This window comes from Ancylobacter lacus, assembly GCF_018390635.1.
In the GTDB taxonomy this organism is placed as follows: Bacteria; Pseudomonadota; Alphaproteobacteria; order Rhizobiales; family Xanthobacteraceae; genus Ancylobacter; species Ancylobacter lacus.
Genome location: NZ_JAHBGE010000036.1, coordinates 37,678 through 53,585 on the forward strand (window position 1 = coordinate 37,678; position 15,908 = coordinate 53,585).

Below are 15,908 nucleotides of genomic sequence, written 5' to 3' on the forward strand. Positions count from 1 at the left end.
CACACAACAACCCGGAACCGACGCCATTGCGCCCCGGCGGTCATCGCCCGATGATCCCGCGAAACGAGTCGGAGACGATCATGAAGCTGGTGCGGTTCGGGGCGTTCGGCGAGGAAAGGCCGGGGCTGGTCGACGGGAACGGGGTGGTGCGCGATCTCGGCGGCATCGTCGCCGACCTCGATGGCGCGACGCTATCGCCGGAGGGGCTGGAGCGGCTGCGTGCCATCGACCCTTCCACATTGCCGGCGGCGCCGGCCGGCGCGCGGCTGGGCGCCTGCGTCACCCGGCCCGGCCACTTCGTCGCGGTCGGGCTCAATTATGCCGATCACGCCGCCGAGGCCGGCATGCCGCTGCCAACGGAGCCGGTGCTGTTCTCCAAGGCCCCCAACTGCATCGTGGGCCCGCATGACGACATCGTGCAGCCGAAGGGTTCGACCAAGCTCGACTGGGAGGTGGAACTCGGCATCGTCATCGGCAGCCGCGCGCGCTATGTGAAGGAGACCGACGCGATGCGCCACATCGCCGGTTTCTGCCTTGCCAATGACGTGTCGGAGCGCGGGTTTCAGATCGAGCGCAACGGCCAGTGGATCAAGGGCAAGAGCTGCGAGACCTTCGGTCCGCTCGGCCCGTTCCTGGTGACGCCCGACGAGATCGCGGACGTGCAGAACCTGCCGCTGTGGCTGGACGTCAACGGCGAGCCGCGCCAGCGCGGCACCACCGCGAGGATGATCTTCCCCGTCGCTATCCTCATCTCCTATATCAGCCAGTTCATGGTGCTGGAGCCGGGCGACGTCGTCATCACCGGCACGCCGCCCGGTGTCGGGCTCGGCATGAAGCCGCCGCGTTATCTCCAGCCGGGTGATGTCGTCACCCTCGGCATCGAGGGGCTCGGCGAGCAGCGGCAGAAGGTTGTGGCCTTCTCCGGCTGAGCCTTCACGAGCACGCGAGCGCGCTGGCCGGCCGATTGCCAGCGCGTTTGGTGCCTCTCTAATGTTGCACCGCAACCGGGGAACATCTTCCCCGGGGAGGGAAACATTCATGCGTCGTCTCGTTATCGCCACCGCCTTCGCCGCCCTTGCCGTCACCGGCGCGCTCGCCCAGGGCGACCCGGTCGACCAGCGCGAGGCGCTGTTCAAGGAGTGGGGGCGCGCGACCCGGCCGGTCGGCGATATGCTGAAGGGCGATGCCGCCTTCGATCTCGCCAAGGTGCAGGCCGCGCTCGACCTCTACGTCAAGAACGCGAAGGTGCTGCCGGGCCTGTTCCCGCCCGGAGCGACCGGCAATGCCCAGCCCGCGGTGTGGAGCCGCAACGACGAGTTCAAGGCGCTGTTCGCCAAGTTCGAGCAGGACGCCACCGCGGCCCGTGCGGCCATCACCGACGAAGCCAGCTTCAAGGCGAATTTCCCCGGCGTGGTCCGCACCTGCGGCACCTGCCACGAGACCTTCCGGGTCAAGAAGTGAGCGTCCGCGACCCGGCGGCTTCGCCGGCGCCCGGCATCGCCGTCCCGCGCGACGCCGGCGCGGCCGCGGCGCGCCCGACCACGCTTGCCTGGGACCTGCCGACCCGGCTGTCGAAATGGACGCTTGCGGTGCTGGTCGGGCTTGCCTTCGCCAGCCGCTATTACGGCGACGCCAATCTGGTCTGGCACATGTGGAACGGCCTCGCGATTCTGGTTGTTCTGGTGTTCCGGCTGCTGTGGGGTGTGGTCGGGGGCTCGACCGCCCGCTTCGCCGGCTTCGTCGCCGGGCCGCGGGCGGTTGTGGGCTATGTCGCGGGCCTGCTGAAGGGCAGGCCGCGCCATTATCTCGGGCACAATCCTGCCGGCGGCTGGATGGTGGTCGCGCTGCTGGTGCTGGTCGGGGCGCAGGCCGTGACCGGCCTGTTCACCACCGACGACATCATGATCGACGGGCCGATGGTGCGGGTTGCGGCGGGCTGGGTGGTCGAGCGCGCCTCCGTGCTGCATCAGGACCTATTCCAGTACCTGCTGGTGCTGCTGGGGCTGCACGTAGCGGCCAATCTCGCCTATTCGCTGCTCGGACGGGACAATCTGGTGCTCGCCATGCTCAGCGGGCGCAAGCCGGCGGGACATTATGTCGATGTCGCCAGCGCCACGCCGGGGTCCATCGCCCGGGCCATCGCGTGCCTCGCCATGGCAGTCGCCCTCGTGTTCGGCGGCATCGCGCTGGCCGGAGGCAAGCCGTTTCCGTGAGGCAACGGCCAATAGGCGGACAGCGGTCTTTATAATGCCGCCTCGCGGCGGCCGCGGGTGCATCGCGTTGGAGCAGCTTTCGCGCCGCTCCTCGCGATCCAGCCATGCGCGCGCGGACTCTTGCCAGAGTGGCCGAATGATGCTGCATGCCGCGCCATGAACGCTCTCAAGGGCATCGCGCTCCAGATCGCCGCCACGTTCGTGTTCACCATCATGTCGGCGCTGGTGCGCGTGGTGTCGCTGCGCGTGCCGACGGGCGAGGTGGTGTTCGCGCGCTCCTTCTTCGCCCTGTTTCCGCTGCTGGCCTTGCTGGCGTGGCGCGGCGAGATCGGGGCGGCGGTGCGCACCGCCCATCCGCTCGGCCATATCGCCCGCGGCACCATCGGGGTGTGCGCCATGATTCTGGCGTTCTCGGCGCTGGCGCGGATTCCGCTCGCCGACGCCACCGCCATCGGCTTCACCGCGCCGCTGATGACGGTGCTGCTGGCCGCCCTGTTTCTCGGCGAGAAGGTGCAGGCCTATCGCTGGTGGGCCGTGGCGGCGGGGCTCGGCGGGGTCGTGGTCATGCTGTGGCCGCATATCGGCGGGGGCTTCGAGACGTGGGAGCGGGCGCTCGGGGCCGGTTGCGCGCTGCTCGGCGCCTTCTTCACGGCCGGCGCCATGGTGCAGGTGCGCCGCCTCACCGCAACCGAATCGACCGCGGCGATCGTCTTCTATTTCCAGGCGCTGGCCGCGGTCGCCGGGCTCGCCACGGCGGCCTGGGGCTGGCGGCTGCCGGGCGCGGGCGATGCCGGGCTGCTGCTGCTGATCGGGTTCCTCGGCGGTATCGGGCAGATCCTGCTGACCGAGAGCTACCGTTACGCCCCGGCCTCGGTGGTGGCGCCGTTCGCCTATTCCGCCATGCTCTGGTCGCTGCTGCTCGGCTTCATCCTGTTCGCCGAGGTGCCGCCGCTGCTGGTGCTGGTCGGGGCGGCGGTGGTGATCGGCGCCGGGCTGTTCGTGATCTGGCGCGAGCGCCGCCCGGCGGTGGCGCAGGCCGAAGCCGAGGCCGTTGCCGCCCAGCCGGCAGGGCCGCCGAGCTGAGCCGTCAGAAGGCCTTGAAGGTGATGATGGTCCGGGTGTCCTGAATGCCGGGCACGGTCTGCACCTTCTCATTCACGAAATGGCCGATGTCGGTCGTCTCCGGCACGTAGAACTTCACCAGCAGGTCGAAATCGCCGGCGGTGGAGTAGATTTCCGAGGCAATCTCGGCGTCGGCGATGGCGTTGGCGACCTCGTAGGAGCGCCCGAGCAGGCATTTGATCTGAACGAAGAAGGGGATCATTGGCGGCTTTCGTCTGGCGCGGCATTCAAGGAGCCCCAAGGGACCAGAAGCGCCGAACGCTGGCAAGAGCCGGGCGTGCCCGCCTGCGACACCGCCGCACGCCGCCGTTCTTGAAAGCGCGCGCCGCTTCGCCTATGTGCGAAACAACGATCTCGTTGGGGTGCCCGTCAGGGCTGAGAGGCGTTCGCCAACCCACGAACCTGATCCGGGTCATGCCGGCGGAGGAAACGGATCGCATGCGCCGCCGGCTGCGCGCCGGGCGTCGCGGTGCGGCGTCAGCCTCGGCCGGCCAGGGAGGCGGCCAGCATGGCGACCGATCTAACCAGCCAGTTCCGTCCCGCCGGCGCGTCGGCCACACCCATCGCGGTAACCATCGCGGGCTCGGATTCGGGCGGAGGCGCCGGCATTCAGGCCGACCTCAAGACCTTCTCCGCGCTTGCCGTCTATGGCGCGAGCGTCATCACGGCGCTGACCGCGCAGAACACGCTCGGCGTCAGCGGCATCCACGACGTCCCGCCGGCCTTCGTTACCGCGCAGATGGATGCGGTGTTCTCCGATCTCGATGTCAGCGCGGTGAAGATCGGCATGCTGTCGCGGCCCGAGGTCATCGCGGCGGTTGCCGAGGGGCTCGATCGCCATGGCCTGCGCACGGTGGTGCTGGACCCGGTGATGATCGCTGCCTCAGGCGACCGCCTGCTGGTGCCGGAGGCGGTGGAGGAGCTTCGCCGCACCCTGCTGCCCCGCGCGATGCTCATCACCCCCAATCTCCCGGAGGCCGCCGCCCTGCTCGACGCGCCAGCCGCGACCAGCGTTGCCGAGGCACGGGCCCAGGCCGAGCGTCTGCTCGCCCTGGGGCCCAAGGCGGTGCTGGTCAAGGGCGGTCACGGCGATGGCCCTGAAAGCGTGGACGTGCTGCTCGATGCCGAAGGCGTGATCGAGCTTTCCGCCCCGCGCATTGCGACGCGAAATACCCATGGCACCGGGTGCACGCTCTCTTCCGCGATCACCGCCGGCCTCGCCCGCGGGCTGCCGCTTCGGGAGGCCGTCGAGGCGGCGAAGCTCTACCTCACCCGGGCGCTGGAGCGCGCCGAGGACCTGACGATCGGCCGCGGGCATGGTCCCGTCCATCACTTCCATGCGTCCTGGCCAACGGCGGGCCGGGGCTGAGCGTCAGCCCCACAGCGCCGGTTCCGGCGGGAAGACGGTGCTGCCTTCGTAGCGCAGCCCCGGCGCCCGGTCGCGCGCGAGGAGGAGCGGCCCGTCGAGATCGACCACCCGGGCCCGCGGCGTCAGCAGCATGGCGGGTGCCATGGCAAGCGAGGTCGCGACCATGCAGCCGACCATGATGCCGAGGCCGAGCCGCTCGGCCGCCTCGGCGAGCGCCAGCGCTTCGGTGAGCCCGCCGGTCTTGTCGAGCTTCACGTTGACGACGTCGTAGCGCCCCACCAGCCGGTGCAGGCTGTCGAGCCCGTGCACGCTCTCGTCGGCGCAGATCGGGACCGGCCGCGCCATCGCCGCAAGCGCAGCGTCGTCTCCAGCCGGCAGCGGCTGCTCGACCAGTGTGACGCCGTGCTCGGCGCAGGCGTCGAGATTGGCGGCCAGCGTATCGGCGGCCCAGCCCTCATTCGCGTCGACCACGAGTTCGGCGTCGGGAACCGCCGCCCGGATCGCGGCGAGCCGCGCGGGATCGCCCGGCGCACCAAGCTTCAGCTTCAGCAGCGGGCGCCGCGCCGCCGCGGCCGCGATCGCCATGGCTTCCGGCGTGCCGAGGCTGATGGTGTAGGCCGTTGTCACGGCGCCGGGTGCGGGCAGGCCGGCGAGTTCATGGGCCGGCCGCCCGGCCGTCTTGGCCTCAAGGTCCCAGAGGGCGCAGTCGAGCGCATTGCGCGCCGCGCCCGGCGGAAGCCGGGACTGGAGCGCTTCCCGGTCGAGCCCCTGCCGCACCGCCGGGGCCAGAGCCTCGATCGCCGCCGCGACGGCCTCGACGCTTTCGCCATAGCGGGCATAAGGCACGCATTCGCCGCGGCCGACGACACCGTCGGCCTCGATCCGGGCCACCACCACGACCGCCTCGGTCTTGGAGCCGCGGGCGATGGTGAAGGTTCCGGCGATGGGGAAACGTTCGATTCGGACGTCGAGGGACGGCACGGCACGACCTCGCGGGCGCTGGGAATGATTCGGCATGATGACGATACTCCCCTCGGCGGAAGGCCGCAGGGGCGGGATACGAGCCCCGCAAGGCGCATGTTCCACCCGATCCGATCCCACACCCTCGGCGTGCCGCGCCATCTAAGTCGCTGAAAAACAACAGAAGCGGGGGAAGTCATGGTAAACGGTTATTAAATACCGTCGAACGCCTTCGCCACCTCGACGTACCCCATCCCTCCGGCTACACACGACATCTGTCTTCGGGGCGGCACGCGCCGGGGCGATGCCTGTCCTGTGTGCGGTTGACCCGGTCGGGTTCCCGCTGCGATCGTCGAGGAGCTGCGCATTGGGTGCCGTTGAAGCCCCTCTTCTCGCCACGGTGCGTCGTGACGGCGCCTTCACGGTCGTCGGCAACGGACGGTGGACGGCGACACAGGGTCGTGCGCTCGAAGGGGCGGTCGACCAGGCGCTGGCGGATGTCCGGCAGCATGGCGCGGCGGGCACAGCCGTGCGTGTGGATTTTTCCGGTCTCGATCGCGTCGACACCGTCGGCGCGGTGCTGATCGACCGGCTGCTGCGCCTGTTGCGGGAGGCCGGCTTCGCCGCTCGCATCGAGGGGCTCGATCCGCGCTTCAAGCCGCTGCTCGACGAGGTGGAGCGGGGGTGTCATTCGGTGCCGGCCGCCCGCAAGAGGGTGGCGCCCATCATCGGCGCGCTCACCGTCATCGGCCGCGCGGTGGCGGGCGCGGGCACGGACGCGCTGCAGTTCCTCGGCTTCGTCGGGCAGGTGGCGACCTCCTTCGCCCGCATCGCGCTGAAGCCGCAGAATTTCCGCTGGACCTCGATGGTCTACCACCTTGAGCGCGTTGGGCTGCGGGCGGTGCCGATCATCGCGCTGATCACCTTCCTGATCGGCTGCATCATCGCCCAGCAGGGAATCTTCCACTTCCGCCGCTTTGGCGCGACCACCTATGTGGTGGACATGGTGGGTGTCCTGACCCTGCGCGAGCTCGGCGTTCTGATCGTCTCGATCATGGTCGCGGGCCGCTCCGGCAGCGCCTTCACCGCCGAGCTGGGCTCGATGAAGATGCGCGAGGAGGTCGACGCCCTGCGGGTGATGGGGTTCGACCCCATCGAGGTGCTGGTGCTGCCGCGTCTCGTCGCCCTCGTCATCGCCGTTCCGCTGCTCACCTTCCTCGGCAACATGTTCGCGCTGTTCGGCGGTGGGCTGGTGGCGTGGCTCTATGGCGCTATCTCTCCTGAGATATTCGTCAGCCGTCTGCGGGAGGCCATCGCGCTGAACACCTTCGAGGTCGGCATGATCAAGGCGCCTTTCATGGCCGCCATCATCGGGGTCATTGCCTGCATGGAAGGTATGCGGGTGGGCGGCAGCGCCGAATCGCTGGGCGCCCAGACCACGGCGGCCGTGGTGAAGTCGATCTTCCTCGTCATCGTGGTGGATGGCCTGTTCGCTATCTTCTTCGCCGCTATCGACATGTGAGGCGGGGATGCTCGGAAAAGCGAACGGAAGCGGCCAGAAGTTCGAGCCGGACCCCATTCCGCCGGGGGAGCCCATCATCCGCGTGCGCGATCTGGTGGTCGGCTTCGGCGAACGCACGATCCTCAAGGGCCTGTCGCTCGACGTGAAGGCGGGCGAGATCATGGGTTTCGTCGGCGCTTCCGGCGGCGGCAAGTCGGTGCTGACGCGCACCATTCTCGGATTGGTGCCCAAACGCTCGGGAACGGTCGAGGTGTTCGGCCAGGACCTCGACACGGCGGACTACCGCCAGCGGCAGGCGCTGGAGCGGCGCTGGGGCGTTCTCTTCCAGCAGGGCGCGCTGTTCTCCTCGCTGACGGTGAAACAGAACATCCAGTTCCCGATGCGGGAATATCTCGACATGTCGCCCCGGCTGATGGACGAGATCGCCATCGCCAAGATCGAGATGGTGGGGCTCCAGCCCGATGTCGCGGAGAAGGCCCCTTCGGAGCTGTCCGGCGGCATGATCAAGCGGGCGGCGCTGGCGCGCTCGCTGGCGCTGGACCCTGAAATCCTGTTCCTCGACGAGCCGACCTCGGGCCTCGACCCGATCGGCGCGGGCGAGTTCGACGATCTGATCGCCACCCTGCAACAGACCCTTGGATTGACGGTGTTCATGGTTACGCACGATCTCGACAGCCTCCATACGGTGTGCGACCGGGTGGCGGCCCTGGCGGACGGCAAGGTCATCGCCGTCGGTCCGATCGAGAGCATGGTCGCCTCCGATCACCCGTGGCTTTCGGCCTATTTTCGTGGCAAACGGGCTCGGGCGGCAGGAATTGGCGCGTCGACGCACGGCGCTGGAGGCTGATCGTCCATGGAAACGCGCGCCAACTACACGGTCATCGGCCTGTTCACCCTCGCGGTCATCGCCGCCGGCTTCGCCTTCGTCTGGTGGTTTAACGGCGCGGGCAGCCGCGGCCCGCGGGTGAGCTACGACGTGGTGTTCAATGGGCCGGTGAGCGGGCTGCAGCGTGGTTCCGGGGTCACCTTCAACGGCATTCCGGTTGGCGAGGTAACCGGGCTCCGGCTGGATGCGAAGGATCCGCGCCGGGTTGTGGCGACCATTGCCGTGCCGCCGGGAACGCCGGTGAAGACCGATACCCGCGCCGGGCTCGATGCGCAGGTTCTGACCGGCATCGCCTCCATCGGCCTGGTTGGCGGCAGCCCGACCGCGGCCCCGCTGCCCCCCGCCCCGGATGGCGGGCTCCAGCAGATCCAGGCCGATGCCTCGGCCGTTCAGGACCTGATGGAAGGCGCCAAGCAGGTTCTGGGTCGGGTCGACGACATCGCCCGCCGGGTCGACGAACTGCTGCAGGACAACCAGTCCCGGATCAATTCGGTCATCACCAATGTCGACAAGTTCTCCCAGGCGCTGGGCGACAATGCCGGCAACGTGAACAGCTTCCTCGCCGATGTCGGAAGCGCCGCCCGGCGGATCGATTCGCTTGCGGCCTCGCTCGACCGGATCAGCGGGGCCATCGACCCGCAGAAGGTCGGCAACACGGTGGACAACATTCAGAAGTTCACCGGCGAGCTGGCCAGCTCGAGCGACAAGATCCGCGGCTTCATCGACGACGCCAGCGCCATCGCCGCCACCTTCCGCAGCTTCTCGGCGCAGCTTGAGACCACCTTCAACCGGCTGGACCAGATCACCCAGTCGATCGACCCGGCGAAGGTCGGCAGCGCCGTGGATAATTTCTCGACCTTCTCGCAGACCCTCGCGAACCGCTCCGGCGACACCGACTCCATGCTGCGAAACGCTTCCGAGCTCTCGGGCAAGCTGAACGGCATGGCCAACAAGCTCGACAAGATCCTCGACAACGTGGATGGCTTGACCTCCAGTGAAGAGGGCAAGGGGATGTTCAACCAGATTTCCGCCGCTGCCGAGGAAGTGCGCCTGCTGGCCGCCAACCTCGACACCCGCACCGCGGAACTGGCCCGCAACCTGAACCAGTTCACCGGCCCGGGTTTGCGCCAGTACGAGGCACTCGCCGCCGACGGACGGCGTACGCTGTCGGAAATCGAGCGGGTTTTCCGCAATCTCGAACGGAATCCGCGCCAGTTCATTTTTGGCGGGTCCACCGTTCCCAGCTACACTGGGCGGTGAGGATGACGCTCTGGGGGCGCGCGAGTCGCGGATGGACAGCATTTCGCACATGTGGACGGCTTGGGGGACTGCGTGACTGAGTATCGACGTCTGGCACGGGCCGCTCTCCTGCTTTCCCTCGGCATGGGCACGGCGGCGCTTGGCGGCTGCGCCGGCAGCCGGCCGATTCCGACCTTCGATCTCAGCGCTCCGCGCGACGTCGTCACGACTCCGCGCAGCCGGGGCACGCTGGTCGTGACCGAGCCGACCGCGCTGGCGGTGCTCAACACCGAGAAGATCATCGTCGAGCCGGCGCCGGGGCAGATCACCTATCTCGCCGATGCGCAGTGGAGCGACCGCCTGCCGGCACTGTTCCAGGCGCGGCTGCTGGAAGCCTTCGAAAACAGCAGCCGTGCCCGCTCCGTCGCCCGGCCGGGCGACCGCATCACCGCGGACTTCCTGCTGCTGACCGACATCCGCACCTTCGGCCTCCAGACCGCCGGCGGGGCGGAGGCGGTTGTGGAGGTCTCGGCCAAGATCGTGGACGACAAGGCGGGCCGCATCGTCGCCGCCAAGGTGTTCTCCGCCCGGACCGCGGCCGCCAATTCCACCGGCCCCGAAGTCGCGCGTGCGCTCGATCAGGCGTCCGATCAGGTGTTCGGCGACATTGTGCGGTGGGCGGCGGGCTATTGAGCGGATCGGGGAGGGGCGTTCACTCCCGATACGGCGGATAGGCGCGGCGCTGCGCTGCTTGCGGTCCCGGCAAGCGCCGGGTCTTGCTCCTTGTCTCCATAGCGGTCGCTGAGCGGGCCGCAGGACATCCCGCCCGCCGCCCTTTGCTCGGCGGACGCGGCGGGCCCTCCGCGAGGATAGACATCCCATCAGACCTCTCTGGCGCGGGCCTGCGTAGCGATCCCGATCTGAACGACGGCGCCGTCTCCGGTGGCACCGCCGCGTGCCAGGTAAGGGTCCGGGGCTCTCCGCCAAAGCTTGCCGAACGCAGCAGGCCACGTCGCCACCAATGAAAAAGGGCCCCTCGCGGGGCCCTTCGTCATGTCAGCGGCACGCGGGGCGGTCAGTCGAACCGGCCGGCGGCATGGGCGAGCATGGTGTAGACCTTGCCGGTGTCGGAGGTGACATAGGTCCGGGCGAGCTGCTGGCCGCGCTCCTCCCGCGACACGCGGTCGAGCAGGCGCTCGAACTCGTTGAGGTAGTGATCGACCGTCTGGCGGAACTCGCCGTCGCGGCGGTATTTCCGGCGGATGTCCTCGAAGGTCTGCTGGCCCTGCATGGTGTAGAGCCGGCGGGTGAAGACGTTGCGCTCGCCCCGCTTGTAGCGGTCCCACAGCTCGACCACGGCCTCGTGGTCGATCATCCGGGCAATGTCCATCGAGAGCGAATCGAGCGACTCGATGGTGTGCTGGAGCGGACGCTCCGGCTCGCGCGACGGCTGGGCCGGCGGGGGCGGGGTGTCGCCATCGCCGGAGGCGCGGGCCAGCAGGTCGGAGAGCCAGCCGCCGCGGCCGTCGCCTTCGCCGGCCGCCGGGCCGCGCGGGGCGGGTTCGCGGGGTGCCGGCTCGCGCGGGGCGGGCGCGGGGCGATAGGCCGGTTCGCGGCCCTCAGGCCGCTGATAGGCGGCCGGACGGGCAGCGGGGGCAGGGGCCGGCTCGGCGCGCCCGCGCGGGGTGGCTTCCACCATGTCCAGCGCACGGCCCTGCTTGGCGACGATGTCGTTCAGCTCGGCGAGCGCCTTGATCTGCTCGGCAACCGCCCGGCGCATGGTCGCGGCAGTGGTCTCGGTCTCGGCCGGCAGCTCGAGAACGCCGCGGCGAAGCTCCTCGCGGGTCGACTTGAGCAGCTTCTGGATTTCCTCGGTCGAACTGCGCATCTCGCGCGTCACGTCGAGGAAGCTGGAGTTGGCCTGCTCCATGAGGGCGCCGACTTCACCCACGGCCGCCTCATAGGCGGCGTGCAGCGCGGCCGTGGTGCGGTCGCGCTCGGTCTCGGCGAGGGCGCGGATCTTCTCCTGCTGCTCGCTGAGGGCGGCGGCGGAATGCTCGGACGACTGGGCTACCAGTTCGGCGATTTCCTGGGCCCGGGCTTCGGCGTTCTCCAGCGTGCCCTTGAGCACGGAAGCGAACGAGCCGAGCCGGTCGCCGAGTTCGTCGGCCTTGCCCGACAGCGTGTCGGCGAGGCTGACAATGCCGGCGCCGCGTTCCGAAAGCGTGGCGTCGATATGGCTGTGGGTCTGGCTGAGGGTGTTGGCGACGCTGGCGATGACCGAGGCCTGCTCGTTGAAGCGCTGGGTCAGCTCCGCGACCTCCTGCAGAACGCCGGTGGAGACGCCCTGGAGCGTGCGGATCTGCTCGTCCATCCGGCCCGAGCTGAAGGTGGTTGATTCCTCCACATGGTCGATGGTCGAGCGGAACGCCTCCAGCCGCTGCGACATCGCCTGCTCGATGGTGCCGAGATTGCCGGCGGCGCTGGCGAGGACGCCCTGCAGCGAGCCGTTCATCTCCGAGAGCTGGGCGAGAACGTTGTTGATCTCGGTGCGCAGTGACTCGTTGGTGGTGGCGAGCTCGCCGATGGTGGCGCGGCCGGAGCTGGCGATGGAGTCGACGAGGCCCGCCGTGCGCCCTTCCAGCGCCTGCAGCAGTTCCTCGCTAACCCGGCCGATCTCGCCGGAAGCATGGTCGGCGGTGCGGTGGATCGCCGACACCAGCCCGCCCGTGCGGCGCTCGAGATTGCCGAGGAGCTGCTCGCTGGCGCGGCCGATCTCGCCCGAGGCGTCGTTGGCGGTGCGCTGGAACAGTTCGACCGCGTTGGCGGTGCGGCTCTCGATGGCCGCCAGCATGTCCTCGCTGGCGCGCAGGATCTGGTCGGCACGCCCGCCGGTGGCGGTTTCGAAGGCGGCGACGATGGTGCCGGTGCGCTCCTCCAGCGTCCGCAGCAGGCCGTCGCTGGCGCGCTCGATGTCCTGCACGGCGGTGCCGCGCGTGGTCTCGATCGCGTTGATGAGGCTGCCGGAGCGGTTTTCGAAGGTCTGCAGCAACTCGTCGCTGGCGCGGCTGATGTCCTCGACCGCGATGCCGCGGGTCTGCTCGATGGCCTGGATGAGGCCGCTCGACCGGTTCTCCAGGGTCTGGATCAGCTCGTCGCCTGCGGCGGAGAGGTTCTGCACCACGTGGCCATGGGTCTGCTCCAGCGCCTGGGCCAGCGAAGTGCGATGGGTGTCGAGCGCGGCCAGCACCTCGCCGCTGGCGCGGGTGATTTCCGAGGCAATGCCGATGCTGCGGTCGTTCAGCGCGGCGAGGAAGCCGTTGCCGCCTTCGTTCACCAGCTGCGCCAGCTCGTGGGTACGGGCGTCGAACAGCTCGGCGATGGAGCCGGCACGCTCGGTGAGGGTGCGGCTGACATTGTCGACCAGCCCGTTCAGGGTGCGTTCCACCGCGCCGGCTTCGGTGCGCAGGATGCCGGTGACGGTCTCCATGCGGTGGGCGAGGGATTCGGCAACGCCCTGGCCACGCACCTCGATGGTGGTGACGACGCTTTCGAGGCGGCCGACCACCGCCTCCTCGAACCGGCTGACGCGGGCGTCCAGCGTGCCGGCGATCTCCAGCGCGCGGTTTCCGAGCGTGCGGTCGGCGTGTTCGATCCGCTCGCTGAGCGACTCGGTCACGATCTTGGTGCGCTCGGCGAAGAAGCCGTCGAGCGTTGCGAGCGAGCGGTCCATCGAATCGCTGGCGAGCTTTGTGCCTTCGCTCACGGTGCGGGCGAACTCGCTCGTCCCGCTATGCAGCGTGCTGTTCAGCTCGCGCGCGCCTTGGCCGAGGCTGTCGTCGAGGCGGGCGAGATGATGGTCAAGAGACTGCGAAATCTCGTTATTCTTGGCGTAGACGCGGTCGTCGAAGGTGGTGAGCGTCTGCTCGATCGAGCGGGCCAGCAGGTCCACCCGGTCAGTCAGCTGGCCGACGAGGTGGCTGCCCTGGTCGCGCAGGGTCTCGTCGAAGAGACGGAGCCCGCCGGTGATCTGGCCCACCAGGCTGCTGCCCTGGGTCCGCAGCGTGGAATCGAAGGTTCGCAGGCTCTCGGCGATGTGCCGTTCCAGCGCGGAGGATTCGCCGCCGATGCGGTCGGCCAGCTCGGTGCCGCGCACGGAGATGGTCTCCTCGAACGCCTTCAGCCGGGAGTTGAGGATCTCCTTGATCGCTTCGCCCTTGGAGCCGATGGTCGTCGCCAGCGTCTCCGCGGTCTCGCGGAACTGCTCGGTGACGCGGTTGCCGCGCGAGCTGATGATCTGCGCCACTTCGGCGCCGACCCGGGTCATGTGCTCGCTGAGCTGGTGGCTGCGGGCGGCGAGGTCGAGTGCCCAGCGGTCGGCCGCGGTGGAGAGGGTCTCGTTGATGCCCTCGCCGGCGCCCTGGAGCTGGTCCGCCACGCGCTGGCCGGTTTCGGCGAGCAGGCGCTCCAGCTCGACGCCGCGCACCGCGACGGTCTCGTAGATGCGGTTGCCGGTGTCGCCGATGCGGTCGGCGAGGTCGTCGCCGCGCACGGTGATGGTGTCGGCGATGCGGGTGCCGGTTTCCTCGAGCTTGCGGACGACGTCGCCGCCGCGGCGGGAGAGGTCGAGCACCAGCGCTTCGCCCGTGCCCTTCAGGGTCTGGTTCACCTCGGTCGCCCGCACCGCGATCTCGTCGGAGAGACGGGTGCCGGTGTCGAGGAGGGTCTGGGTGATCTGGTCGGAGCGGGCGGCCAGCGTCTCGGTCAGGGCCTGGGTGGTGGCCGAGAGCTTGGCGTCCATGTCGTCGGTGCGGCGCGCCACCACGTCGGAAAGCTCGGCAGCGCTGTCGAGCAGGCGGGTGCCGATTTCGTCGGTGTGCGAGGCGAGCGTGTTGGTGACGCTCTGCGCGACTTCCGAGAGGCGATCGTTGATGCCGGCGGTCTGCGAGGTGAGCGAGGCGATGAGCTGTTCGCTGGAGCCGGTGAGATTGCTGCTGACGTCGTTGCCGGTGGCGTGCAGGCGGTCGATGAGGTCGTTGCCCTTCTCGGTGAGGGCGTCGATGATCGTGTCGCCGACGCGGCCGAGCGCCAGCGTGATGTGCTCGCCCTTGTCCGACAGGGTGGTGGTGACGCGCTCGGCGGCGTCGTTCACGGTGGCGTTGATGCGCTCGCCGACGCCGTCGATCTCCTGGGAGAAGGCGTGGTGGGCCCCGCCGATGGCGTCGCGCAGCCGCTCGGCGTGGGTCAGGATGACCTCGCGCTCGCCCTGCAACGCCTCGATGAGGGCGCGCATGCGCACCTCGTTCTCGTCATAGGCGCGTTCCAGCACGGCCACTTCGGCGCGGACCATGGCTTCGAGTTCGCCGGCCCGGGTGATGGTGCGCTCGACACCTTCGCCCATGGCGGTCACTTCGCGGCGGATCGCCTGACCGAAGGTGACGACCGCTTCGGTGGTGATGGCGTCGGGCTCGGCGAGGCGGATCGCGACCTGCGCCATGGAGCGGGCGACGAGGCGCATCTCCTGGGTGCGGGCGACCATCATCGCGAGAATGAAGAAGAAAATCGGCGGGACGACGATGCCGCCGACGATGGCGAGCAGGGCGGGCGAGGTGAGCAGGTCGACCGGAAGGCCGGCGGCTTCGGCGGCGCGCAGATGGGCGAGGGCGATGAAGGCGCCGGCGCCGACCCACAGCGCCGAGGCGACGGCGGCGATGAGGTAGGGCGCGCGGGAGGGGCGGCGCTGCAGCACGGCGAGCATCTGGCCGATGTTCTGGCGGTCGTCATTGGCGGGACGCGCCGGCGACGAGCCTTCGCCGCGCCGTCCGCGTGTGTCGGGGCGGGCGTGCTCGGCGATGCGGCCGCCGAGGCGCTCGAAGGCGGCGCTGTCGGCCGGCTGGACCGGGGTCTGGGTGCCGGGCCATTGCGGCGCGTCGTAGTCGGTCTCGTCGTAATCGGCGCCGCCGGGCGCGCCCTCGTCGAAGGCGCGGGGCGGGCGCGCGGCGCCCTCGGCGGGGCGGACGGCGAAGGCGTCGGGGTCGAAGGGGTCCCGGTCCCGCCGCGCACCTTCGAACGGATCCTCGTAAGGATCTGAATCATCGAAGGATTCGCCACGGGTGTCGCGCCGTGGCGCGAAATCCTGGTCGAGATCGTCGCCCGGGCTGCGCGTGGACCGCGCCGGCTCCTGGTCGTCGTCCCGCCCGTCGCGGGTCTGGTCCCGCCCATGTGCCAGGTCGAGATTCAGGGCCTCCTCGATCGCCGACAGAGCGGCCGCGGTGGGGTCCTGGTTAACTTTCTTCGTGCTCGTCGACATCGCCGTCGCCTCCGGTCCGTACGCTACTCCGACCGGCTCACGCCGTCGGGCCGGGGTTGCCACCTACCCGTTCCGCCACGCCGCACGGCGTATCCCCTAGGGAACACGCCTTTTTGGCCGCAACCGTGACGTCTCTGGTCTGCCGCAGCCTTATCCTATGCCGGGGGGCTTTCAAAAGGGAACTAGGGTTTCGTAAACGTGTGTCGATATCGTTAACGACCTGTTCACCATACCGCCGGAAGGTGTTTTGAAACCGTCGGCGCAGACCCGCGGGCCCGGATGGGCGG

General features: G+C 69.3%; 12 protein-coding genes and 1 riboswitch. Of the genes, 9 read left to right on the forward strand and 3 right to left on the reverse strand.

Annotated elements, in window-relative coordinates; all coding sequences use genetic code 11:
• Positions 1–80: 80 nt before the first annotated feature.
• The 4 genes from KHC27_RS06845 (at position 81) to KHC27_RS06860 (ending at position 3,296) form a co-directional block, all read left to right on the forward strand.
• Positions 81–929 (forward strand): fumarylacetoacetate hydrolase family protein, encoded by an 849-nt coding sequence (locus KHC27_RS06845; protein WP_213336708.1) that lies wholly within the window; start codon positions 81–83, stop codon positions 927–929.
• 109 nt (positions 930–1,038) lie between these two features.
• Positions 1,039–1,461, forward strand: a complete 423-nt coding sequence (locus KHC27_RS06850) for a c-type cytochrome (protein ID WP_213336711.1) — start codon at positions 1,039–1,041, stop codon at positions 1,459–1,461.
• Positions 1,458–2,213 (forward strand): cytochrome b/b6 domain-containing protein, encoded by a 756-nt coding sequence (locus KHC27_RS06855; RefSeq protein WP_343210849.1) that lies wholly within the window; start codon positions 1,458–1,460, stop codon positions 2,211–2,213. The genes KHC27_RS06850 and KHC27_RS06855 overlap by 4 nt, the downstream gene beginning before the upstream one ends.
• Before the next feature lie 156 nt (positions 2,214–2,369).
• Entirely contained in the window at positions 2,370–3,296 is a 927-nt protein-coding gene (locus KHC27_RS06860) for a DMT family transporter (RefSeq protein ID WP_213336714.1), read from the forward strand.
• Between the two features lie 4 nt (positions 3,297–3,300).
• Here KHC27_RS06860 and KHC27_RS06865 read toward each other — a convergent pair whose 3' ends face one another.
• Positions 3,301–3,537, reverse strand: coding sequence for an Lrp/AsnC ligand binding domain-containing protein (locus KHC27_RS06865; protein WP_213336717.1), 237 nt, complete (start codon positions 3,535–3,537; stop codon positions 3,301–3,303).
• Between the two features lie 146 nt (positions 3,538–3,683).
• A riboswitch (TPP riboswitch) is annotated at positions 3,684–3,781 on the forward strand.
• Between the two features lie 62 nt (positions 3,782–3,843).
• Here KHC27_RS06865 and thiD point away from each other — a divergent pair.
• Positions 3,844–4,704: a bifunctional hydroxymethylpyrimidine kinase/phosphomethylpyrimidine kinase gene (gene thiD, locus KHC27_RS06870; protein ID WP_213336720.1), complete on the forward strand. Its 861-nt coding sequence runs from the start codon at positions 3,844–3,846 to the stop codon at positions 4,702–4,704.
• A 3-nt stretch (positions 4,705–4,707) separates the two neighbouring features.
• Here thiD and dgcA read toward each other — a convergent pair whose 3' ends face one another.
• A complete protein-coding gene (dgcA, locus tag KHC27_RS06875) occupies positions 4,708–5,721 on the reverse strand; it encodes an N-acetyl-D-Glu racemase DgcA (RefSeq protein ID WP_213336723.1) in 1,014 nt (337 codons plus the stop codon).
• Positions 5,722–6,031: 310 nt separating this feature from the next.
• On the opposite strand from dgcA, the gene KHC27_RS06880 reads away from it, so the two are divergent.
• The 4 genes from KHC27_RS06880 to KHC27_RS06895 all read left to right on the forward strand — a co-directional run bounded on the left by KHC27_RS06880 (position 6,032) and on the right by KHC27_RS06895 (position 10,004).
• Positions 6,032–7,186, forward strand: coding sequence for an MlaE family ABC transporter permease (locus tag KHC27_RS06880; RefSeq protein ID WP_246519712.1), 1,155 nt, complete (start codon positions 6,032–6,034; stop codon positions 7,184–7,186).
• A 7-nt stretch (positions 7,187–7,193) separates the two neighbouring features.
• Entirely contained in the window at positions 7,194–8,033 is an 840-nt protein-coding gene (locus KHC27_RS06885) for an ABC transporter ATP-binding protein (protein ID WP_213336729.1), read from the forward strand.
• A gap of 6 nt (positions 8,034–8,039) precedes the next feature.
• Positions 8,040–9,332 (forward strand): MlaD family protein, encoded by a 1,293-nt coding sequence (locus tag KHC27_RS06890; RefSeq protein WP_213336732.1) that lies wholly within the window; start codon positions 8,040–8,042, stop codon positions 9,330–9,332.
• Between the two features lie 72 nt (positions 9,333–9,404).
• Positions 9,405–10,004 carry an ABC-type transport auxiliary lipoprotein family protein gene (locus KHC27_RS06895; protein ID WP_343210851.1) on the forward strand — a complete coding sequence of 200 codons (600 nt, stop codon included), beginning with the start codon at positions 9,405–9,407 and terminating at the stop codon, positions 10,002–10,004.
• A 382-nt stretch (positions 10,005–10,386) separates the two neighbouring features.
• On the opposite strand, the gene KHC27_RS06900 is transcribed toward KHC27_RS06895, so the two are convergent.
• Entirely contained in the window at positions 10,387–15,621 is a 5,235-nt protein-coding gene (locus KHC27_RS06900) for an apolipoprotein A-IV repeat region-like domain-containing protein (RefSeq protein ID WP_213336735.1), read from the reverse strand.
• Between the last annotated feature and the right edge of the window lie 287 nt (positions 15,622–15,908).

What these genes read in the sequence shown, in the direction of transcription:
- KHC27_RS06845 (WP_213336708.1), top strand. Translation starts at nt 81, where the DNA reads ATGAAGCTGGTGCGGTTCGGGGCGTTCGGCGAGGAAAGGCCGGGGCTG.
- KHC27_RS06850 (WP_213336711.1), top strand. Translation starts at nt 1,039, where the DNA reads ATGCGTCGTCTCGTTATCGCCACCGCCTTCGCCGCCCTTGCCGTCACC.
- KHC27_RS06860 (WP_213336714.1), top strand. Translation starts at nt 2,370, where the DNA reads ATGAACGCTCTCAAGGGCATCGCGCTCCAGATCGCCGCCACGTTCGTG.
- KHC27_RS06865 (WP_213336717.1), bottom strand. Translation starts at nt 3,537, where the DNA reads ATGATCCCCTTCTTCGTTCAGATCAAATGCCTGCTCGGGCGCTCCTAC.
- thiD (WP_213336720.1), top strand. Translation starts at nt 3,844, where the DNA reads ATGGCGACCGATCTAACCAGCCAGTTCCGTCCCGCCGGCGCGTCGGCC.
- dgcA (WP_213336723.1), bottom strand. Translation starts at nt 5,721, where the DNA reads ATGCCGAATCATTCCCAGCGCCCGCGAGGTCGTGCCGTGCCGTCCCTC.
- KHC27_RS06885 (WP_213336729.1), top strand. Translation starts at nt 7,194, where the DNA reads ATGCTCGGAAAAGCGAACGGAAGCGGCCAGAAGTTCGAGCCGGACCCC.
- KHC27_RS06890 (WP_213336732.1), top strand. Translation starts at nt 8,040, where the DNA reads ATGGAAACGCGCGCCAACTACACGGTCATCGGCCTGTTCACCCTCGCG.
- KHC27_RS06900 (WP_213336735.1), bottom strand. Translation starts at nt 15,621, where the DNA reads ATGTCGACGAGCACGAAGAAAGTTAACCAGGACCCCACCGCGGCCGCT.